This is a genomic window from Variovorax paradoxus (assembly GCF_902712855.1).
Taxonomy (GTDB): Bacteria; Pseudomonadota; Gammaproteobacteria; order Burkholderiales; family Burkholderiaceae_C; genus Variovorax; species Variovorax paradoxus_Q.
This window is the reverse complement of record NZ_LR743507.1, coordinates 250969-271809: the sequence shown is the minus strand read 5'-3', so window position 1 is coordinate 271809 and position 20841 is coordinate 250969. Positions and strand designations below refer to the sequence as shown.

Below are 20841 nucleotides of genomic sequence, written 5' to 3'. Positions count from 1 at the left end.
GTGCCGGCCCTCGATAATGCCCGGATGCCCGCCGCGCCCCCGACGCCCTTCCTGTCCCCCCGCATGCTCGGCATCGGCGCGGCCGTGGTCACGGTGCTGGTGTGGACCGCCTTCATCGTCATCGCGCGCGCATCGGCCGGCCGCTCGCTCACCCCGTTCGACCTCGCCTGTGCGCGCATCTGCGGCGCCAGCCTGGTGCTGGTGCCGTGGGGCGCGTGGCTGGTCATGAAGGACCGCCGCGCGGCGGCGCAAGGCCGGGCCGGCGCGGCGGTGTCCTCGGTGTCCTCCTTCTTCGGCCTCTCGCCGCTGTCGCTGCGCGTCACCGCGGCCGCAGGCATCTTCGGCGGCGTGGCCTACGCCATGGCCGCCTACAGCGGCTTCTTCTTCGCGCCGGCCGGCCATGCCTCCGTGCTGATGCCCGGCAGCCTGCCGCTGTGGACCACGCTGCTGGCCGCACTGGTGCTGCGCGACCGCATCACGCCGATGCGTGCGCTCGGCCTGGCGATGATCGTCGCGGGCGATCTCGTGGTCGGCGGGCGCAGCCTGCTGCACGCCTTCGAGGGTGGCGAGGTATGGAAGGGCGACCTGCTCTTCATGACGGCCGCCTTCTGCTGGGCCTGCTACAGCGTGGTGGCGCGCCGCCACGGCCTCGACGCGGTGCGCGCGACCATCGCCATCACCGTGTTCGCGCTGATGACCTACGTGCCGGTGTACGCCCTGCTCGTGGCCGGCGGCCAGGTGGCGAGCCACCTGGGCACCGCGCCGTGGCGCGAGGTGGCGTTCCAGATGGCCTTCCAGGGTGGCGGCTCGGTCGTGATCTCGGGCATCACCTTCACCCGGATGGTCCAGCACTTCGGCCCGGTGCGCACCACCATGATCACGGCGCTGGTGCCCGGCCTGTCGGCCTTCGGCGCAGTGATCTGGCTGGGCGAGCCTCTTTACTGGAACCTCGTCGCCGGGCTGCTGCTGGTCACGGCCGGCATCCTGTTCGGCGTGCAGAAGACCGCCGCGCGCACGGCGCCCGCACCTTCTGCGTCCCCTGCCTCTTCTTCCGCGCCCGTCATGGGGCGCCCCAACAATGTCTAAGCTGCTGGCCTTCGATACGAGCACCGAGCACCTGTCGGTGGCGGTGCGCCACGGCGAGCAGCTGCTCGCCCACCACGGCGAGGGCGGCGCCCAGGCCTCGTCCACGCTGCTGCCGCTCATTCAGCAACTGCTGCGCGATGCGGGGCTCGCGCTGGCCGACCTCGACGCCATCGTCTTCGGCCGCGGGCCGGGCTCGTTCACCGGCCTGCGCACGGCCTGCTCGGTGGCGCAGGGACTGGCCTTCGGCGCCGACGTGCCGCTGCTGCCGGTCGACACCCTGCTGGCTGTGGCCGAGGAGGCACGCCACGTGGCCGGTGCGCAACAGGTGGTGGCCGTGCTCGACGCGCGCATGGACCAGATCTACGCCGCGCGCTACGACTTCGCCGCCCACGGCCCGCTCGGTGGCGACGACGAGCCCCTGCTGCTGGCGCCCGAGGCCCTCGAGGTGCCCGCCGGCTGGGCACTCGCGGGCAATGCCTTCGCCGCCTACGGCCCGCGCCTGGCCGCGGCCGGCGCGCGCCACGAGGTGCTGCCGACCGCCGCCGCGATGCTGCGGCTGGCCCCGGCGCTGCTCGCCGCCGGCCGGACCGTGCCCGCGGCGCAGGCCTGGCCGCTCTACGTTCGCGATAAAGTGGCGCAAACCACGGAAGAGCGCGCCGCCATCAAGGCAGCCGCCGCGGCTTCCGCCACCTGAATCGTCCCGCTGCCGCATGAGCGCCGTCCTCCAGCCCATCGAAGCCCGCCTCGAGCCGCTCACCGTCGAGCGGATCGACGCGGTCTGCGCGGTCGAGCAGACGGCCTACAGCCACCCCTGGACGCGCGCCAACTTCACCGATTCCATGGCCGTGGGCTACCACTGCCAGTGCCTGCTGGCGCCGGGCCCCGCGCCGGGCGTGGTGTCGCCGGTCACCGAGCTGGGCGAAACGCTGATCGGCTACTTCGTCGCCATGAAGGGCGTCGACGAGGTCCATCTGCTGAACATCACCGTCGCGCCGGCTTTCCAGCGCCAGGGCTGGGCGCCGCTCATGCTCGAGGCGCTGGGCGGCTGGTCGCGCGCCGAGGGCGCGCAATGGCTGTGGCTCGAGGTGCGCCAGAGCAACCAGCGTGCGCTGGACATCTACCTGCGCCAGGGTTTCCGCAGCGTCGGCGTGCGCAAGGGTTACTACCCGGCGCACGACAACAAGCGCGAGGACGCCGTGGTCATGAGCCTGAGATTGAACGAAACAGGCACCGCCTGGGGAGCCTTGCGATGAGCGCGGTGCAGACTTTGAAACTCGACGCCCGCCAGCGCGCGATGCTCGACGAAATGGGCGTGAAGGTCTGGTGGCCGGTGCCCGAGGCGGCGCAGGCCGCGCAGGCCGAGGCTGCGGCCGAAGCGCCGCCCGCTGCAGAAAAGACAGCGCCGCGCGAAGACACGGAGCGAGTGAACGACCGGATCGAGGCCGAGATGCCGGCCGCCGTGCCTGCGCCTGCTCCCGCGGCCCCCCCGCGCGTGGCGGCGCCCGCGCCCCGCAGCGCGGCTTCGCCGCTGTCGCACGGCGCAGCGGTGCTGGTCGACGATCCCGTTCGTCTTTACGCCGATGCGGCCACCGACACGAACCTGCAGGGCGGCTGGCTCGTCGTCGCCGACATGCCGCCCGAGGCCGACGGCCGCCACGGCGAGCCTTTCTCCGGCGACGCCGGCCGGCTGCTCGACAACATGCTGCGCGCCCTCAAGCTGCACGACGGCAGGACGCCCGTGCACCTGCTGCGGACCCACCGCGGCGTGGCAGCCGGCCAGCCCGGCAGCCCGCGTCCGATGCCCGACGCCTTCGGCGAACACGCCGCGGCGCTCGCCCCGCGCGTGGTGCTGGCCATGGGCCCGCTGGCCGCGCAAAGCCTGATGCAGAGCGGCGACCCGCTGGGCAAGCTGCGTGGCCGCGCCGTGCCGCTGGCCGAGGCCGGCGGCGTGCCGGCGGTGGCCACGTACCACCCGGCCTACCTGCTGCGCAATCCGGCCGACAAGGCGCGCGCCTGGGCCGATCTCTGCCTGGCCGCCGAGCAGCACACGCCCACGCCGGGCTGACCGCCTGAAACAGGGGGGCGGGGCGGCCCGCCTAAAATCCCGCCCCATGACTTTCCTCGACAAGCTGGCTGCCGCACAGCAAAAAAACGGTTCGTTGCTCTGCGTGGGGCTCGATCCCGAACCAGCCAAATTCCCGGGGCAATTCAAGGGCGACGCCAGCCGCATCTTCGATTTCTGCGCCCGCATCGTCGACGCGACCGCCGACCTCGTCATCGCCTTCAAGCCGCAGATCGCGTACTTCGCCGCGCACCGCGCCGAGGCCCAGCTCGAGCAGCTCATGGAGCACATGCGCCGCAACGCGCCCCACGTGCCCACCATCCTCGACGCCAAGCGCGGCGACATCGGCTCCACCGCCGAGCAGTACGCGCTGGAAGCCTTCGAGCGCTATGGCGCCGACGCTGTCACGCTCTCGCCCTTCATGGGATTCGACTCGGTCGCGCCCTACCTCAAGCACGAGGGCAAGGGCGCCTTCCTGCTGTGCCGCACCAGCAACCCCGGCGGTTCCGACCTGCAGGGCCAGCGCCTGGCGGACGTCGACGGCCAGCCCTTCCTGTACGAACACGTCGCCAGACTCGCGCAGGGCCCCTGGAACCTCAACGGCCAGCTCGGCCTGGTGGTCGGCGCGACCTATCCGGCCGAAATCGAGCGCGTGCGCGCGCTCGCGCCCACCGTGCCGCTGCTGATCCCCGGCGTCGGTGCCCAGGGCGGCGACGCCGTCGCCACCGTGCGTGCCGGCTGGCGCCCCGACGCGCCGATCATCGTCAACTCGTCGCGCGCGATCATCTACGCCTCGTCAGGCGACGACTTCGCCGAAGCCGCAAAAACCGCCGCCAGAACCACACGCGACGCCCTCGAAGCCGCCAAGCCCTGAACGGCTTCGCCGGGTCGCAGGTGCTGCCTCCGCAGGGGGGGCGAAGCGACACGCAGTGAGCGCAGCCTGGTGCGAGCCAGAAACACCGAGGAACCGGCTTCGCCGGGCCTTAGGTGTTGCCCCCGGTAGGGGGAAGGAGAAGCGGACACGAAGTGCCGCGCAGCCTGGGGGCGAGCAATCAACCCCTGCGCAGGCGCGTGAACAGCTCGAACTCCCAGTTGCGCATGCCCAGCAGCAGCGTGTAGCCCTCGCGGTCCTTGGCCGACAGCTTCTGGTCGGTCTGGTGCTGCTGCGCGAAGTCCTGCGCCACGCGCTGCAGGCGCTCCAGAAAGGCCGGCGCCAGCGACCGGCTGATCGAGCCGTGCACCAGCAGCAGCCCTTCGGCCGGGCCGTCGAAGCCGCCGCGGTAGTAGTCGAGCACCACGTTCTCGCGGAAGAACTCCATGACCGGGCCGTGCGGCCGCCAGCGGAAGGTCTTGGCGAGCTTCAGGCGATACCGGTTCAGCGGGCGCAGCTCGATGATGCCGATGCGGTCCAGCTGCGCCAGGCAGCCGATGCACTCGGCCTCGCTGATGCGGTAGGCGGCCACGATCTGCTCCAGCGTCCACTGGCTCAGCACGCTGATGGCCACCAGCAGCAGCTTCTTGTCCTTGACCACGGCCTTTTCCTGCTCGTGCGTCAGCTCCTTCAGCAGCGGCTGGGCGTCGGCCACGCGGCGGGCCAGTTCGGCGAAGTCGATCTTCAGCGCCCGGCAGATGGCGTCCACCCGCGACAGCGGCATGTCGCTCTTGGCCAGCATCCGCTTCACGCTGGACTCGGCCATGTCGAGCGACCGGGCCAGATCGGCGTAGGTCATGCGGGCGCTTTTCAGTTCGTTCTTGAGGGCTTGGACAAGGTCGACGGTGGTGCTCATGAGGGTGCAGGTCGGGCGAAGGGTATTGAAAAAAGATACCGAAAGGTGTGAATTAGTACCTCGTATCGATTCTCGATGCCTACAGGAGGGCTGGCAACCAGAATCCGCGGCTCGTCACCCACCCCACCGAGGACCGCCATGTTCCTGCCATCCGCCAGCCGTCTCAGCCGCCGCGAACGCGGGCTGCTCTTCACCTTCGCGCTGCTCCTGCTGATCGCCTTCCTGGGGCCCGACCTGCCGGCCGCCGACGTCGCCATCGCCTCGGTGTTCGCCGACGACCGTGCCTGGCACGGCCTGCCGAACGCCATGGACGTGCTCAGCAACATCCCGTTCCTGCTGATCGGCCTGTGGGGCCTGTACCGGCTCAACCGCATCGACCGCTCGCACCAGCAGGCGCTGTCGGTGTTCCCGCTGGCGCCGCCGGCCAGCGACCCGCCCGACAACACGCTCGACTGCGCATGGCTGTTCTTCGCCGGCCTGATCGCCACCGCCGCGGGATCGGCCTTTTACCACCTGCTGCCCGACGGTCCCCGCCTCGCCGCAGACCGCGCCGGCATGGCGGTGGCGTTCGCCGGCCTGATCGGCGTGGCGGTGTGCGAGCGGGTGAGCCAGCGCGCCGGCTGGCCGGCCGCCTGGTTCGTGCTGACCGCGGGGCTGCTGTCGGCAGAAGTGTTCCAGGAAACCGGCAACGTCATGCCCTGGGCGCTGGTGCAGTTCGGCGGCATGGCGCTGGTGCTGACGCTGGCGCTGTCCACCCCGATGCGCAAGTCGGTCGGCCTCAAGCTGGGCTGGGTGATCTTCTTCTACGTGGCGGCCAAGGGGTTCGAGCTGGCCGACCAGCCGATCTACGAGCTGACGCAGCACACCATCTCGGGCCACTCGCTCAAGCACCTCACGGCATCGCTGGCGGGGCTGCCCGTGGTGTTCGCGCTGCGCAAGCTGGAACTGCACTGGCAGGCCGCGCTGCGGCACAATCCGGGCGCCGCCGCCGTGGCAGCATGAACGGACCACCCCCAGGCTTCGCGCATTTCGTGTCGCTGCGCCAACCTCCTTCGAGGGGGCAACACCAGCGGCCCGGCAAAGCCGGTTCCGCGGTGTTCCCTGACGAAAAGTGGATGGCGGCTACCCGATTTCGAACGCACGTGGCGCAGCAGAAAACCTCCAGAGGAGCTTCCTTCGAATGACAACCCCCGCCGCTGCCGCCACCCCCGTGGCCCACGAAGCGAACGCCCATGCCAACCAGTTCGCCCTCTTGAAGCAGCGGCGCTTCGCGCCATTCTTCTGGACCCAGTTCGCGGGCGCCGCGAACGACAACCTCTTCAAGTTCGCCTTCACGGTGATGGTGACCTACCAGCTCCAGCTGAGCTGGATGTCGCCGTCCATGGCGGGGCTGGTGATCGGGGCGCTGTTCATCCTGCCGTTCCTGCTGTTCTCGGCCACGGCCGGGCAGCTCACCGACAAGTTCGACAAGACGAAGATCATCCGCTTCGTCAAGAATCTCGAGATCGCCATCATGGTGCTGGCCGCCTGGGGCTTCGTGCGGGCCGACGCGGTGGTGCTGCTGGGCTGCGTGTTCCTCATGGGGCTGCACTCCACGCTGTTCGGGCCGGTCAAGTTCGCCTACCTGCCGCAGGTGCTCGACGCGCGCGAGCTCACCGGCGGCAACGGCATGGTCGAGATGGGCACCTTCGTGGCCATCCTGCTCGGCCAGGTGGCCGGCGGGTTGCTGGTGGCGCTGCCGCAGGTCGGGCACATGAGCGTGGCGGTGGCCTGCGTGCTGCTGGCGCTGGTGGGCCGCGGCGTGGCGCAGGCCATTCCGCAGGCGCCAGCCACCGACCCCGCACTGGTCATCAACTGGAACCCGATCAGCGAGACCTGGCGCAACCTGAAGCTCGCGCACGGCAACGTGGTGGTGTTCCGCTCGCTGCTGGGCATCTCGTGGATGTGGTTCTTCGGCGCGGTGTTCCTCAGCCAGTTCCCCAGCTTCGCCAAGGAAGTGCTGCACGGCAACGAGCAGGTCGCCTCGCTGCTGCTGGTGGTGTTCTCGGTGGGCATCGGCGTGGGCTCGCTGCTGTGCGAGACCCTGAGCCGCCGGCAGGTCGAGATCGGCCTGGTGCCGCTGGGCGCCATCGGCATGAGCGTGTTCGCCATCGACCTGTACTTCGCCTCGCGCGGCCTCGCGCCCGTGCCCGAGATGGGCATCGGTGCGTTCGTGCACCAGGGCGCGCACTGGCGCGTGATGGCCGACCTGGCGCTGCTGTCGCTGTTCGCCGGTCTCTACAGCGTGCCGATGTACGCGCTGATCCAGCTGCGCAGCCAGCCCACGCACCGCGCGCGGATCATCGCGGCCAACAACATCCTCAACGCGCTCTTCATGATCGGCAGCTCGGTGATCGCCGGCGCGCTGCTGGGTGCGGGCTTCACCATTCCGCAGATCTTCCTGTTCACCGGCATCGCCAACGCGGTGGTGGCGTTCTACATCTTCATGCTGGTGCCCGAGTACCTGCTGCGCTTCGTGGCCTGGGTGCTGTCGCGCTTCGTCTACCGCTTCGACATCAAGGGCGACGAGCACATTCCCACCGAGGGCGCGGCCGTGCTGGTGTGCAACCACGTGAGCTTCATCGACGCGGTGCTGCTGATGGCCGCGAGCCCGCGGCCCATCCGCTTCATCATGGACCACCGCATCTTCAAGGTGCCGGTGCTCGGCTGGTTGTTCAGGCTGGCCAAGGCGATTCCGATCGCCTCGCAGAAGGACGACCCGGCCGCCTACGAGGCCGCCTTCGCCAAGGCGCTGGAGGTGCTGCGCGAGGGCGACTTGCTGGCTATCTTCCCCGAGGGCGCCATCACCCGCGACGGCGAGCTGCAGCCCTTCAAGGGCGGCGTGATGAAGATCCTCGAGAGCGCGCGTGCCGAAGGCCTCGAGCCGCCGGTGATCCCGATGGCGCTGACCAACCTGTGGGGCTCGTACTTCAGCCGCATCGAACTGCGCGGCGGTCAGAACGTGGCCATGGCCAAGCCCTTCCGCCGCGGCTTCTACAGCCGCGTCGGCCTCAACGTCGGCAATGCCGTGCCGCCGGCCGAGGTGCAGCCCGACGCGCTGCGCCAGCGCGTGAGCCGCCTGCTCGCCGCGTAAAAGTACCGTCTCGAGATACCGGTGGCGCAGTCGGCCGCCACCGGTGCAAGCATTCAAGCCCCGCGGTGCGGGAGCGAACCATCATTCGCTCACCTTCACTACGCCGCGAGGCACACATGCAACCCCTTTCATCCACGACCGTTTCCATCCATCGCGACACGCGGGCCTGGCAGTTCCAGACCTGGGCATCGTTCGCGATCGCCGTCTTCCTGTGCGCCACCGGCTTGAGCTGGCTGCCGGGCGAGGCGCTGGACCGGGCGTTCATGGTGATGGGCTACGTGTTCTGCCTGAGCACCGCGTTCATGCTGTCCAAGTTCATCCGCGACGGCGAGCAGGCCACCGTCGGTACCGGCCGCGACGTGCCGATGTGGCGCCTGGTGGTCTGGGGCAGCTTCTTCACCGCCATGGGCCTGACCGCCTGGGGCCTCGTGCGCATGGAGATCAACGACACCTACAAGGCCTTCCTGGGCGTGAGCTGGCTGTTCCTCATCAGCTCGGCCTTCACGCTGGCCAAGACGCTGCGCGACCGCCACGAGGCCGACATGGCCGAGGCCCGCCTGCAGGGCCGCCGCATGACCCGTGCCGAAGCGGCCACTGCCGCTGTTGCCGCCACCGAATGAACGTGCCCGAACAAGGAGTGACCATCATGAAGAAATCCATTGCCGCCGTCCTTCTCGCCGCCTGCACCGCTTTCTCCGGCGTCGCGGCCCCCCTGCAGGCCCAGGCACAGAGCGACGCCTCGGCGGCCCTGTCGATGATGCCCATCGCGTCGGTGGTGGTGGGCGCATCGGCGGTCGGTGCCTCGGCCACGGCGGCCGTCGCCGTGCCCGCCGCGCTGTCGACGGCCGGCTCGACGCTCACCGTGGTTGCGGTCGAAGCCTCGGCCGACGGCACGGTGTACGTGCTCGAACGGGCGTCGGACGGCGCCCGTGCCAGCGTCAAGGTGGCCGGGCGCGCCGCGCGCGGCGTGTCGAATGCAGTGGGCACCAGCGTCGTCGTGGGCGTGATCGGCTCTGGCGTGGTGCTCTCGGCCGCGGGCGAGGTGCTGGCTTTCGTGCCCAACGCCCTCGGCCGCGCACTGCTCCACAACGAGAGGCTGTCGTGAGCCACGCGCGGGCGCTGTCGGCCACCTTCGCCGCGTTCGCCATCGCTGCCGCGGCGGCCCTGCTGCCGGTGCAGGCACAGGCGGGCCGCTCCTGCGAACAGGCCAGGCCCACGCCCGCGCTCGTCGCCAGGGGCATGGAGCTGGCCGAGCGCACCTCGCAGGCGCTGGACGCCAGCGGCGCGCGCGTGGTGATCCTGGCGCGCGCCGGGCAGGACCTGGGCAAGTACGGCCTGCGCTACTCGCACCTGGGGCTGGCCTACAAGACCGACGCCGGCCCCTGGCGCGTGGTGCACAAGCTCAACCAGTGCGGCACCGCGGTGGCCGACATCTACCGCCAGGGGCTGGGCGAGTTCTTCCTCGACGACCTGTGGCGCTACGAGGCCGCGTGGGTCGTGCCCGCGCCGGCCGTGCAGGCGCAACTGATGGCCGAGCTCTCCGGGCCTCCCGGGCGTCTCGTGCGGCTGCACGCGGCGCCCTACAGCATCGTGAGCTATGCATGGGGACAGAAGTACCAGCAGTCGAACCAGTGGGCCATCGAGACCCTGGCCGCCGCGATGGAGCCGGCCACCATCGGCAACCGCGCGCAGGCGCAGGCGTGGCTGCAGTTCAAGGGCTACGAGCCGACCACGCTCCGGCTCGGGCCGCTCACGCGGCTGGGCGGGCGCGTGGGCTCGGCCAACGTGGCCTTCGACGACCATCCGAACGACAAGCGCTTCAGCGACCGCATCGAGACGGTCACCGTCGACTCGGTGTTCGCCTGGCTGCCTCGCGCCGGCCTCGGTGCGGCGCCGGTGACGCTGAAGCTCCAGTGAAGACAGAAGAAACCGGAAAGACCGAGGAGAAAACGTGATGAGCAAATCGCTGCGACTGTCCGAGAAATGGTTCCGCCGCGGCCTCTGGCTCGTGGCCCTGGTGTTCGCGAGCTTCCTGATCGGGCTCGGCAGCACCATCGTGAGCGACCTGCCGCAGGTCGAGCGCGTGCGGGTGCTGGACGACTTCATCGACAAGCCCGCGGCCGAGCCGCTGCGCGCCACCATCAAGGCTTCGGAGACGACCGAGCAGCAGGCGGCGCGCGACCTCGACCAGATCCGCCTGCAGCTGCAGGCCGCGCAGCAGGCCAATGCCAACGCGCGCGAGACCTTCGGCAACTGGCTCGCCACGCGCCGCGCCACCGCGCTGCCCGACCAGGACCCCGAGCTCATCGCGCGCACCAAGGCGCTCGATGCCTTCAAGCAGAAGGAGGAGGACGTGCAGCGCCGGGTCAATGCGCAGCAGCAGATCATGCTCGATGCGCGCCAGGCCGAGCAGCGCGCACGCATCGCGCTGGCCGATCTGGAGCGCGACGCGCAGGAGAAGCTCGAGGCCGAATACCGCCGCATCGAGCTGCGCGTGTTCGCCTACCGGCTCGCACTCACGCTGCCGCTGCTTGTGGTGGCCGGATGGCTGTTCGCCAGGAAGCGCAAGAGCACGTACTGGCCGTTCGTGTGGGGCTTCATCTTCTTCGCGCTGTTCGCGTTCTTCGTGGAGCTGGTGCCCTACCTTCCGAGCTACGGCGGCTACGTGCGCTATGTGGTGGGCATCGTGATGACGGTGATCGTCGGGCGCTACGCGATCCTGGCGCTCAACCGCTACCTGGCACGCCAGAAGCTGGCCGAGCAGCAACCCGACCAGGTGCGGCGCGAGGAGCTCAGCTACGACACCGCGCTGGTGCGGCTGGGCAAGGGCGTGTGCCCCGGCTGCGAACGCCCGGTGGACCTGAAGAATGGCGAGATCGACTTCTGCCCGCACTGCGGCATCGGGCTGTTCGACCACTGCGGCCTGTGCGAGACGCGCAAGAACGCGTTCTCCAGGTTCTGCCATGCCTGCGGCACGCCGGCGCATGCGGGGCCCGATGGTGGCACCGCGCCGGCCTGAGCGTGAGGGGCGCCGGCACGGTGCATCCTCTCCATCGCTGGCGGGGCATGCCGCGCGCCGCGCGGCGACTTTGGCGATGCTGTCGCCGCAAAGTGTTAGAACCGCGGTCTGCGTTGCATTTCGCACGCAGCCGGCGTTCACTCTCACGTAGCGCCCGGCCCTGCCATCCACGCACGACGAGGATTTCCCATGAGCTTTTTCGGCAAGATTTTTTCCAAGATTTTTCCGTCGGCCAACGCCGCTGAAGTCGTCGCCGCACCGCCGGCGGCTGCACCGGGCGCACCGGCCGCTGTCGCGCCGCCGCCTTCGATCCCGCTGGGCGACGTGCCCGCCATCCTGGATGCGATGCCCGGTGCCGCCGGCCTGAACTGGCGCACCTCCATCGTCGACCTGCTCAAGTTGCTGGGCCTGGACAGCAGCCTCGCCGCGCGCAAGGAACTCGCCAACGAGATCCTCTACAGCAACGGCGAACCGGGTTCGGCCGAATGGAACATCGGCCTGCACAAGCAGGTCATGAGCCGCATCGCCGCCAACGGCGGCACCCTGCCCGCCGAACTGCGCGACTGAGCACCCACCCCCCAGGGAGTTCTCCAGAAACACCGAGGAACCGGCTTTGCCGGGCCTCCGGTGTTGCCCCCGGTAGGGGGAAGGAGAAGCGACACGAAGTGCGCGCATCCTGGGGGCGAGCCCAGAGACACCGAGGAACGGCTCTGCCGGGCCTCCGGTGTTGCCCCCGGTAGGGGGAAGGCGAAGCGACACGAAGTGCGCGCAGCCTGGGGGCGAGCCCCACTCACGTCCAGCCGGCGTCGACCACGTAGTCCTGCGCAGTGCACATGCGCGAATCGTCGGCCGCCAGGAACAGCGCCATCGCCGCGATGTCATCGCCCATCACGCGGCCCGGCAGGCACTGCGCGGCGTCGATCTCCGCGCCCGATTCGGGCTTGACCCACAGCTTGAGTTGCCGCTCGGTCATCACCCAGCCCGGCACGATCGTGTTGACGCGGATGCCCTGCTTGCCCAGGTCGCGCGCCAGCGAACGCGTGAGGCCGCGCACACCTGCCTTGCAGGCCTGGTACACCGGATAGCCGCGGCCTTTCATCATCCAGCTGACCGAGCCGAAGTTGACGATCGAGCCGCCGCCCAGCGCGCGCATGTCGTCCGCCACGGCCTGCGCGGCGAAGAACTGGTGCTTGAGGTTGACCGCCACGAGGCGGTCGAAGTCTTCGCTGGTCACGTTGGCCATCTCGTGGCGGCGGTCGTTGGCGGCGTTGTTGAGCAGCACGGCGATCGGGCCGAAGCGCTGGCGCACCGCATCGATGGCGGCGCCGAGCGCGGCGGTGTCGGTCACGTCGCAGGGCACGAACAGCGCGGCGTGTCCGTCCTGCAGCTGCGCCGCGAGCGCTTCGCCGGCCGTCACGTCCAGGTCGCAGAAGCCGACCTTCGCGCCCTGCGCGTGGAACGCCCGCACCAGCGATTCGCCGATGCCGCTGGCGCCGCCCGAAATGAACACGGTGCGCCCGGCCAGCGAGGGATAGCGGGCGGTATAGGGCGAAAGTTGTGATGCGTCTGTCATGGGGATGCGGCCGCGGCAGTGGGAACGGACAGCGAGCGTAGCGGATCGGCGCACCGCCGGCGAGCGCCGTTGACTCCCGGTCCACGGCACCTGGCGTATGGCTTCCGGCGAATGGGCAGCAAGCGCCTGCGTGGCTACGCTTGCCTGCCATGACGACGAACACCTTTCCCCGCCGTGCGCTGCTGGCGCTCGCGCTCCTTCCCGCCGCCCTCGCGGTGCGCCCGGTGCGCGCCCAGTCCCCGGCGCCCGTCCAGCTCTTCAAGGTGGTCTCGACGCGCGACGAGGTGATCGTGGGCGTCGACGCGGCCCAGCTCGGTTCGGGCGGCGGCCCGGCGGTCGAGCGGCTGGCCGCGCAGCTCGCGGCGAAGGGCCAGCTCACGCTCTGGCAGTACGCCTCGCACAAGGACGCGGGCGGCGCATTGGTGCAGGCGCCGCTCAAGCAGATCGTGGTCTTCAGGAACGATGCGCTGCGCATCGAGCCATACGCCACGCCGCTGGCGATCCTGCCGCCGAAATAGCGGGGCGTCAGACGCCCCTTGCGCGCTCCGACTTGAAGCGCGCGCGGAATTCCGTGAACGTGCCCGCGTCCAGCGACGCGCGGATCTCGGTCATCAGGTTCAGGTAGTAGTGCAGGTTGTGGATGGTGGTGAGCATCGGCCCCAGCATCTCGCCGCATCGGTCCAGGTGATGCAGGTAGGCGCGGCTGAAGCCCTCGCGCCCGCCGTCGTTCCAGCTCACGCCCGAGGTGCCTGCGCAGGCATGGCAGGTGCAGCTCGGGTCGATAGGCTGCGGGTCGCTCTTGTGGCGCGCGTTGCGCATCTTCAGGTCGCCGAAGCGCGTGAAGAGCGTGCCGTTGCGCGCATTGCGCGTGGGCATCACGCAGTCGAACATGTCCACGCCGTCGGCCACGCCCTGCACCAGGTCCTCGGGCGTGCCCACGCCCATCAGGTAGCGCGGCTTGTTCGCGGGCAGCCGGTGCGGCGTGTGGCCCATGATGTGCAGCATCTCTTCCTTGGGTTCGCCCACGCTCACGCCGCCGATGGCGTAGCCGGGGAAGTTCATGTCGACCAGGGCGGCCAGCGACTCCTCGCGCAGGTTCTCGAACATGCCGCCCTGCACGATGCCGAACAGCGCGTTCGGGTTCTGCAGGCGCGAGAACTCGGCCTGGCAGCGCTTCGCCCAGCGCAGGCTCAGCTCCATCGAGATGCGCGCCTCGGCCTCGGTCGTGATGTGACCCTTGGTGTCGTAGGGCGTGCACTCGTCGAACTGCATCACGATGTCGCTGTTCAGGATGGTCTGGATCTGCATCGAGACCTCGGGCGTGAGGAACAGCTTGTCGCCGTTGACGGGCGACGCGAACTTCACGCCCTCTTCGCTGATCTTGCGCATCGCGCCCAGCGACCACACCTGGAAGCCGCCCGAGTCGGTGAGGATGGGCTTGTCCCACTTCTCGAAGCCGTGCAGCCCGCCGAAGCTCGCCATCACGTCCAGGCCCGGGCGCATCCACAGGTGGAAGGTGTTGCCCAGGATGATCTGCGCGCCCATTTCCTCCAGGCTGCGCGGCATCACGCCCTTGACGGTGCCGTAGGTGCCCACGGGCATGAAGATCGGCGTCTGCACCTTGCCGTGGTTGAGCGTGAGCGTGGCGCGGCGCGCGTGGCTGTCGGGGTCGGTCTTGAGGAGTTCGAAGTCCAGCATGGTCGTCTCAGTCTTGTTGTCGGGCCAGCAGCATGGCGTCGCCATAGCTGAAGAAGCGGTAGCCGCCGGCGATGGCGTGCGCATACAGCGCCATCACGCGCTCGTAGCCCGCGAAGGCCGAGACCAGCATCATCAGCGTGCTCTTGGGCAGGTGGAAGTTGGTGACCAGCAGGTCGACGTGCGCGAACGCGAAGCCCGGCGTGATGAAGATGCGTGTGTCGCCAGAGGCCTCGCCGCTCTTCGCCCACGATTCGAGCGTGCGCACGGTGGTCGTGCCCACCGCCACCACGCGCCCGCCGCGCGCCTTGCATTGCGCAATGGCGCGCTGCGTGGTTTCGGGCACCTCGTAGCGCTCGGCGTGCATCGTGTGCTCGGCGATGTTCTCGGTCTTCACCGGCTGGAAGGTGCCAGCGCCCACATGCAGCGTGACGTTGGCGCGCTGCACGCCGCGCGCCTCGAGTTCGGCCAGCAGGCCTTCGTCGAAATGCAGCGCGGCGGTGGGCGCCGCCACGGCGCCGGGCACGCGCGCAAACACGGTCTGATAGCGGCTCTCGTCGTCGGCCGAGTCGGTGTGCGTGATGTAGGGCGGCAGCGGCACGTGGCCGCAGCGCTCCATCAGCATGTAGGGGTTCTCGCCGCTGTCGCTCTCGAAGGCGAAGCGGAACAGCGCGCCCTGCTCGTCGGGCCAGCGACCGAGCAGCGTGGCGCGAAAGCCCGGGCCGTTCACGCCCACCATCTCGAGCGTGGTGCCCACCGGCGGCTTCTTGCTCACCTTCATGTGGGCCACCACCTCCTGCCCCTGCAGCACGCGTTCGACCAGCAGCTCGAGCTTGCCGCCTGTCGGCTTCTCGCCGAACAGGCGCGCCTTGACCACGCGCGTGTCGTTGAAGACCAGCAGGTCGCCCTCGCGCAGCAGCGAGGGCAGGTGCTTGAAGATGCGGTCGGCCGGTGCGGGGCCGGTGCCGTCGAGCAGACGGGAGGCGGTGCGTTCGGTGGCCGGGTGTTGCGCCACCAGTTCGGGTGGCAAGGCGAAATCGAAATCGGAGAGCGTGAAGGCGCGCATGGTGCTTGAGGGCCGGACGGGCCCGTTCCAAGGAAGACGGCCGGGATTGTCCCATGCGGCCGAAACCGCTCGCCCGCGTGAGGTTGCGCGCGGGGTTGGCGAGGCAGAATCGGCGCATGGTCGATTCACAAGCAGCGCGCGTCTCACCGGAGTCCGAACCCGCAGCCACCCCCGGTCCCTCCGAGGGCGAACTCTTCAAGAAGATCATGGGCGACACCTGGCTGGGCCTGCATGCCGACATCCGCCGCCGCTTCGAGAAGAACCCGTCGCCGGGCAAGGCGCTGCACTACCTCGGCGCGCTCAGCGAGCTGCGCTGCTCGCGCTTCGGCAAGCTGCTGGGCCACCTGACGCAGCCGATGATCCAGGGCGCGCTGATCCCGTACAGCGACAGCGACTTCCCGGTCGAGATCCAGGTCTACGCCAGGCCGCACGACCCGGCCATCTACAAGCAGCGCGTCTATCGCCTGCACGGCCGCAAGCCGATCCAGTTCACCAGCTTCATGCGCGAGAGCGAGCGCGGCGAGGTGCTGGAGTACGTGGGCATGGGCCTGGGCATGAAGCTGGTGCTCAGCGTGGACAACGGCAGCCTGCATTTCCAGAGCGACGGCTACTTCTGGGACGTGTTCGGCTGGCGCATTCCGCTGCCCGGCCTGCTCACCCCCGGCAAGACCTTTCTCTGGCATCACAACGAGACGCCTGGACGCTTCAACATCCGCATCGAGATCCGCCACTGGCTCATGGGCACCACGTTCACCCAGGTCGGCGTGTTCGAGGAAGTGACCGAGCCGCAGGCAGAGGCGGCCGCCGCATGACGCTCGACACCCACCTGCTGGCCCTGCAGCTCATGGCCGCCCAGGGCGCGCTGGGCGCGTTCGACACGCTCTACCACCACGAGGGCACCGAGGCGCTGCCGCGGCGCGGCACGGCGGGGCTCGAGCTGGCGATCCACGCGACGCGTTCGTCGATCTATTGCGCGCTGTTCATCGGGCTCTCGGCATGGGCCTGGCACGGCGCATGGGCGTGGCTGCTGATGGCGGTGTTCAGCGTCGAGATCGTGCTCACGCTGTGGGACTTCGTGGTCGAGGACGGCAGCCGCCTGCTGCCGCCCACCGAGCGCGTCACGCACACGGTGCTGGCCATCAATGCGGGCGCGTTCATCGCGCTGCTGGCGATGAACGCGGCCGACTGGGCCGCCCAGCCGACCGCGATGGTGTGGCAGCCCTACGGCTGGCTCAGCGCCTTCCTCGCGCTGTGCGGCGTGGGCGTCGGTGTCTCGGGGTTGCGCGACGGCTTCGCGGCGCGAGCGCTGTTCAGGCAGGGCAAGCAGGCGCAGGTGCGCGACACGCTGGCGCCGGTGCGCTTCGGTTCGAAGCCGCAGCGCGTGCTGGTCACGGGCGGCACCGGCTTCATCGGGCAGCTGCTCGTGCGCCAGCTGCTGGCGGACGGCCATGCGGTCACGGTATGGACGCGCGACGCGCGCGCGGCCGCGTGGGGCTTCGGCGGCGCGGTGCGCTGCGTGCAGTCGCTCGCGCAGGTGCCGGCCGCCGACGACATCGACGTGGTCGTCAACCTCGCGGGGGCGCGCATCCTGGGCATGCGCTGGAGCGAACGGCGCCAGCGGCAGCTGTTGCAAAGCCGCGAGGGGCTCACGCAGCAACTGGTGGCGTGGATCGCCGCGCGGCCGCGCAAGCCGTGGCTGCTGCTGTCGGGGTCGGCCATCGGCTACTACGGCGTGCAGCCGCAGGGCGACGCCACCGAGCTGGCCGAAGACGCGCCGCCGCAGGACATCTTCATGTCGCAGCTGTGCCAGCGCTGGGAGCGGGCCGCGCACGCGGCCGTGGCACACGGCGTGCACGTGGCCTGCATGCGCTTCGGCTTCGTGCTGGGCCACCAGGGCTCGCTGCCGCAACTGCTGATGCCGATCCAGCTCGGCATGGGCGGGCGGCTGGGCAGCGGGCGGCAGTGGCTGTCGTGGGTGCACGTGCACGACCTGGTCCGTGCCATGGCGCATGTGTGGACCGTGACCGAGCAAACAGCAGGGGCTCCCGCGACTGTGCAGGCCTTCAACTTCACCGCGCCCGGCGCAGTGAGCCAGGAGGAATTCACCCGCGTCGCGGCCGGCGTGCTGCACCGGCCTTGCTGGATGCCGACGCCCGCAGCGCCCGTCAGGCTGCTGCTCGGCGAGCAGGCCGACCTGCTGCTCGAGGGCCAGCGCGTGGTGCCTGCGCAGTTGCTGCGCAGCGGCTTCCAGTTCATGTTCCCGGATGCGCGCAGCGCCTTGACGGACCTTTGCCGCCCACGCTAGAAGCCCAGTCCGTGCCCGCCAAGAAAGTTCCTTCTCCCGCCTCGGCCACCACCGCTGCGCCCGCGCCTGCAGGTCCGCCCGGCAGCGGCCTGAGCCTGGTGCAGCGCGCGCTGCGCAAGCTCGGCCTGGTGCGCGACATCGACTTCGCGCTCTATCTGCCGATGCGCTACGAGGACGAGACGCGCATCGTGCGCCTGGCCGACACGCGCGACGGCGACATGGCGCAGGTCGAGGGCGTGGTCACCGAATGCGAGGTCGTCTACCGCCCGCGCCGCCAGCTGATCGCCACCATCGACGACGGCTCCGACACCTGCGAACTGCGCTTCTTCAATTTCTATCCGTCGCAGCAGAAGCAGCTGGCGGTCGGCGCCAGGGTGCGCGTGCGCGGCGAGATGCGCGGCGGCTTCGTCGGGCGGCAGATGATGCATCCCACCGTCAAGGCGGCCGGCACCGCGTTGCCGAATGCGCTCACGCCGGTGTACTCGACGGTGGCCGGCCTGGCGCAGCCGGTGCTGCGGCGCGAGGTGCGCTCGGGCCTGGCCCGTGCGGTGCTCGACGAGACCGTTCCGGTGCAGATCGGCCTGCGCGGCGCGTGGGACTTGCGCGCCGCGCTGAGCTTCCTGCACTACCCGACGCCCGACGTGTCGATCGCCGCGCTCGAGGACCACAGCCATCCGGCGTGGCAGCGCATCAAGGCCGAGGAACTGCTGGCGCAGCAGCTCTCGCAGTTGCAGGCGCGGCTGGAGCGCGCGGCGCAGCGCGCACCGGTGCTGCCCGCTGCGGCCGAACCTGTCGCCACCTCGCTGCATGCGCAGCTGCTCGCGGTGCTGCCCTTCGGCCTGACCGGCGCGCAGCAGCGCGTGGGCGAGGAGATCACGGCCGACCTGCACCGGCAGATTCCGATGCACCGCCTGCTGCAGGGCGACGTCGGCTCGGGCAAGACCGTGGTGGCCGCGCTCGCGGCGGCGCGCTGCATCGACGCGGGCTTCCAGTGCGCGCTGATGGCGCCCACCGAAATCCTCGCAGCGCAGCACTTCGGCAAGCTGGTCGGCTGGCTCGATCCGCTGTTGGCCGCGCGCGGCCAGCGCGTGGCGTGGCTCACGGGCAGCCAGAAGAAGAAGGAGCGCGACGAGATGTCGGCCGCCGTCGAACGCGGACAGGCCGCGCTGGTCATCGGCACGCACGCGGTCATCTCGGAGAAGGTGCGCTTCAGGAACCTCGCGCTCGCGATCATCGACGAGCAGCACCGCTTCGGCGTGGCGCAGCGGCTGGCGCTGCGCGGCAAGGCCGGCGGCAATCTCGGCCCCCCTGAGGCTTCGCCTCACCCTCCCGGGGGGGAGGCCTCCGGCTTGGGGCGGCCCGGCGCCGGATTGGAGCCGCATCTTTTGATGATGAGCGCCACCCCCATCCCGCGCACGCTCGCCATGAGCTACTACGCCGACCTCGACGTCTCCACGCTCGACGAGCTGCCGCCGGGCCGCACGCCCATCGTCACCCGGTTGGTGGCCGACCACCGGCGCGACGAGGTCATCGACCGCATCCATGCGCAGATCGCGCAGGGCCGTCAGGTGTACTGGGTGTGTCCACTGATCGAGGAAAGCGAGGCGGTCGACCTGCGCAACGCCACCGAGACGCGCGACGAGCTGGCCGGCACGCTGGGCGAGCCGATCCAGGTCGGGCTGCTGCACTCACGCATGCCCACGGCCGAGAAGCAGGCGGTGATGGCCGCCTTCACCGCCAACGAGATCCAGGTGCTGGTGAGCACGACGGTGATCGAAGTGGGCGTGGACGTGCCCAACGCCTCGCTGATGGTCATCGAGCATGCCGAGCGCTTCGGCCTCTCGCAGCTGCACCAGCTGCGCGGCCGCGTGGGGCGCGGCGCGGCGGCCTCGGCCTGCGTGCTGCTCTATGCGCCGGGCGACAGCGGCCGTGTCGGCGAGGCCGCGCGCGCGCGGCTGAAGGCCATGGCCGAGACCTCCGACGGCTTCGAGATCGCGCGGCGCGACCTCGAGATCCGCGGACCCGGCGAGTTCCTGGGCGCGCGCCAGTCGGGCGCGCCGCTGCTGCGCTTCGCCGACCTCTCGACGGACACCCTGCTGCTCGACTGGGCGCGCGAGCTGGCCCCGGTCATGCTCGAGAAACACCCCGACCTGGCGCAGCGCCACATCGACCGCTGGCTCGGCACCAAGGCCGAGTACCTCAAAGCCTGAAGATCTGTTCGCGAGACACCGCGGAACCGGCTTTGCCGGGCCGCAGGTGTCGCACCCGGCGAGGGGAGGGAGAAGCGACACGAAGTGCGCGAAGCCTGGGGGCGAGCCAAGGACACCGCGGAACCGGCTTGGCCGGGCCGCAGGTGTCGCCTCCGGTAGGGGGAAGGAGAAGCGACACGAAGTGCGCGCAGCCTGGGGGAGTACCAATCAGCCGGGGCGGCGCGTGAAGGCCAGGATCAGCCCGAAGCCGACCATCATGCTGCCGCTCACCCGGTTGAACCAGCGCATCGCGCGGCTGCCGTCGGCCAGCCTTCGCATGCGCGCGCCGAGCAGCGCGTACAGCGCGATCGCCACCAGCTCGAACACCAGGAAGGTCGCGCCCAGCAGCAGGTAGCTGGAGGCGTAGGCGCCCGGCACCACGAACTGCGGGAAGAAGGCGGTGAACACCAGGATGGCCTTCGGATTGCCGGCGGCCACGGTGAACTCCTGCCGTGCCAGCGCGCGCAGGGACGGCGGCGTGCCCGCTTCGCGTTGCTGCTGCTGCACCTCGGCCGTGGGTGCCGGCGCGCGCAGCAGGCGGATGCCGATCCACACGAGGTACGCCGCGCCGATGTACTTGATGACGTCGAACGCCAGCTCCGATGCGACCAGCACTGCGCCCATGCCCAGTCCCGCGATGGCGATCATGATCGCGAAGGCCGCGAGCCGCCCGCCGGCCGCGATCACGGCCGGCGAGACGCCGTGCTTCGCGCCGTTGGTCACCGACAGCAGGTTGTTGGGGCCGAAGGCCATGTTGATGGCGAAGCAGGCCGGCAGGAAGAGCAGGTAGGCGGACAGGGTCATGGCGTGCCGTCGGCGAAGCGTTGCGGGGAGGCCATTATTCTTCCAATGCTGCTTCCGAACAC

21 protein-coding genes are annotated in these 20841 nt (G+C 70.0%); 16 read left to right on the top strand and 5 right to left on the bottom strand.

Annotated elements, in window-relative coordinates:
• Nucleotides 1–24 precede the first annotated feature (24 nt).
• From AACL56_RS01330 to pyrF, 5 genes are read left to right on the top strand one after another with little or no spacing between them, the layout of a single operon-like run.
• Nucleotides 25–1086: a DMT family transporter gene (locus AACL56_RS01330; RefSeq protein WP_339088037.1), complete on the top strand. Its 1062-nt coding sequence runs from the start codon at nt 25–27 to the stop codon at nt 1084–1086.
• On the top strand, nt 1079–1780 hold the full coding sequence (gene tsaB, locus AACL56_RS01325; RefSeq protein WP_339088036.1) for a tRNA (adenosine(37)-N6)-threonylcarbamoyltransferase complex dimerization subunit type 1 TsaB: 702 nt from the start codon (nt 1079–1081) through the stop codon (nt 1778–1780). Before AACL56_RS01330 ends, tsaB begins: the two co-directional genes overlap by 8 nt.
• A gap of 16 nt (nt 1781–1796) precedes the next feature.
• Entirely contained in the window at nt 1797–2339 is a 543-nt protein-coding gene (gene rimI, locus AACL56_RS01320) for a ribosomal protein S18-alanine N-acetyltransferase (RefSeq protein WP_339088035.1), read from the top strand.
• Nucleotides 2336–3151, top strand: a complete 816-nt coding sequence (locus tag AACL56_RS01315; RefSeq protein WP_339088034.1) for a uracil-DNA glycosylase — start codon at nt 2336–2338, stop codon at nt 3149–3151. Before rimI ends, AACL56_RS01315 begins: the two co-directional genes overlap by 4 nt.
• Nucleotides 3152–3197: 46 nt before the next feature.
• Complete coding sequence (gene pyrF, locus AACL56_RS01310; protein ID WP_339088033.1) at nt 3198–4022, top strand: orotidine-5'-phosphate decarboxylase; 825 nt, start codon at nt 3198–3200, stop codon at nt 4020–4022.
• A 178-nt stretch (nt 4023–4200) separates the two neighbouring features.
• Here the strand turns inward: pyrF and AACL56_RS01305 are convergent, their stop codons facing one another.
• Nucleotides 4201–4935, bottom strand: coding sequence for a helix-turn-helix domain-containing protein (locus tag AACL56_RS01305; protein ID WP_130427153.1), 735 nt, complete (start codon nt 4933–4935; stop codon nt 4201–4203).
• Between the two features lie 138 nt (nt 4936–5073).
• Between AACL56_RS01305 and AACL56_RS01300 the strand changes: the two genes are divergently transcribed.
• The 7 genes from AACL56_RS01300 (at nt 5074) to AACL56_RS01270 (ending at nt 11654) form a co-directional block, all read left to right on the top strand.
• Complete coding sequence (locus tag AACL56_RS01300; protein WP_339088032.1) at nt 5074–5937, top strand: hypothetical protein; 864 nt, start codon at nt 5074–5076, stop codon at nt 5935–5937.
• A 178-nt stretch (nt 5938–6115) separates the two neighbouring features.
• On the top strand, nt 6116–8068 hold the full coding sequence (locus AACL56_RS01295) for an MFS transporter (RefSeq protein ID WP_339088031.1): 1953 nt from the start codon (nt 6116–6118) through the stop codon (nt 8066–8068).
• A gap of 116 nt (nt 8069–8184) precedes the next feature.
• Entirely contained in the window at nt 8185–8688 is a 504-nt protein-coding gene (locus AACL56_RS01290) for a YiaA/YiaB family inner membrane protein (protein WP_339088030.1), read from the top strand.
• Between the two features lie 26 nt (nt 8689–8714).
• Entirely contained in the window at nt 8715–9173 is a 459-nt protein-coding gene (locus AACL56_RS01285; protein WP_339088029.1) for a hypothetical protein, read from the top strand.
• The gene (locus tag AACL56_RS01280; RefSeq protein WP_425336970.1) at nt 9170–9985 is read left to right on the top strand and encodes a DUF2145 domain-containing protein; all 816 of its coding nucleotides are present in this window, start codon (nt 9170–9172) and stop codon (nt 9983–9985) included. The genes AACL56_RS01285 and AACL56_RS01280 overlap by 4 nt, the downstream gene beginning before the upstream one ends.
• Before the next feature lie 37 nt (nt 9986–10022).
• Nucleotides 10023–11087 carry a zinc ribbon domain-containing protein gene (locus tag AACL56_RS01275; protein WP_339088028.1) on the top strand — a complete coding sequence of 355 codons (1065 nt, stop codon included), beginning with the start codon at nt 10023–10025 and terminating at the stop codon, nt 11085–11087.
• Nucleotides 11088–11276: 189 nt separating this feature from the next.
• Nucleotides 11277–11654 carry a DUF3597 domain-containing protein gene (locus AACL56_RS01270; RefSeq protein WP_339088027.1) on the top strand — a complete coding sequence of 126 codons (378 nt, stop codon included), beginning with the start codon at nt 11277–11279 and terminating at the stop codon, nt 11652–11654.
• Nucleotides 11655–11877: 223 nt separating this feature from the next.
• On the opposite strand, the gene AACL56_RS01265 is transcribed toward AACL56_RS01270, so the two are convergent.
• On the bottom strand, nt 11878–12660 hold the full coding sequence (locus AACL56_RS01265; RefSeq protein ID WP_339088026.1) for an SDR family NAD(P)-dependent oxidoreductase: 783 nt from the start codon (nt 12658–12660) through the stop codon (nt 11878–11880).
• Between the two features lie 149 nt (nt 12661–12809).
• On the opposite strand from AACL56_RS01265, the gene AACL56_RS01260 reads away from it, so the two are divergent.
• Nucleotides 12810–13178, top strand: a complete 369-nt coding sequence (locus AACL56_RS01260; RefSeq protein ID WP_339088025.1) for a hypothetical protein — start codon at nt 12810–12812, stop codon at nt 13176–13178.
• A 7-nt stretch (nt 13179–13185) separates the two neighbouring features.
• Here the strand turns inward: AACL56_RS01260 and tgt are convergent, their stop codons facing one another.
• Complete coding sequence (tgt, locus tag AACL56_RS01255; RefSeq protein ID WP_339088024.1) at nt 13186–14358, bottom strand: tRNA guanosine(34) transglycosylase Tgt; 1173 nt, start codon at nt 14356–14358, stop codon at nt 13186–13188.
• 7 nt (nt 14359–14365) lie between these two features.
• The gene (gene queA / locus AACL56_RS01250) at nt 14366–15421 is read right to left on the bottom strand and encodes a tRNA preQ1(34) S-adenosylmethionine ribosyltransferase-isomerase QueA (protein ID WP_339088023.1); all 1056 of its coding nucleotides are present in this window, start codon (nt 15419–15421) and stop codon (nt 14366–14368) included.
• A 116-nt stretch (nt 15422–15537) separates the two neighbouring features.
• Between queA and AACL56_RS01245 the strand changes: the two genes are divergently transcribed.
• From AACL56_RS01245 to recG, 3 genes are read left to right on the top strand one after another with little or no spacing between them, the layout of a single operon-like run.
• Nucleotides 15538–16233, top strand: coding sequence for a DUF4166 domain-containing protein (locus AACL56_RS01245; RefSeq protein WP_339088022.1), 696 nt, complete (start codon nt 15538–15540; stop codon nt 16231–16233).
• A complete protein-coding gene (locus AACL56_RS01240) occupies nt 16230–17726 on the top strand; it encodes a TIGR01777 family oxidoreductase (protein ID WP_339088021.1) in 1497 nt (498 codons plus the stop codon). The genes AACL56_RS01245 and AACL56_RS01240 overlap by 4 nt, the downstream gene beginning before the upstream one ends.
• Nucleotides 17727–17737: 11 nt before the next feature.
• On the top strand, nt 17738–19936 hold the full coding sequence (recG, locus tag AACL56_RS01235; protein WP_339088020.1) for an ATP-dependent DNA helicase RecG: 2199 nt from the start codon (nt 17738–17740) through the stop codon (nt 19934–19936).
• A 207-nt stretch (nt 19937–20143) separates the two neighbouring features.
• Here recG and AACL56_RS01230 read toward each other — a convergent pair whose 3' ends face one another.
• The gene (locus AACL56_RS01230) at nt 20144–20779 is read right to left on the bottom strand and encodes a LysE family translocator (RefSeq protein ID WP_339088019.1); all 636 of its coding nucleotides are present in this window, start codon (nt 20777–20779) and stop codon (nt 20144–20146) included.
• Nucleotides 20780–20841: the final 62 nt, after the last annotated feature.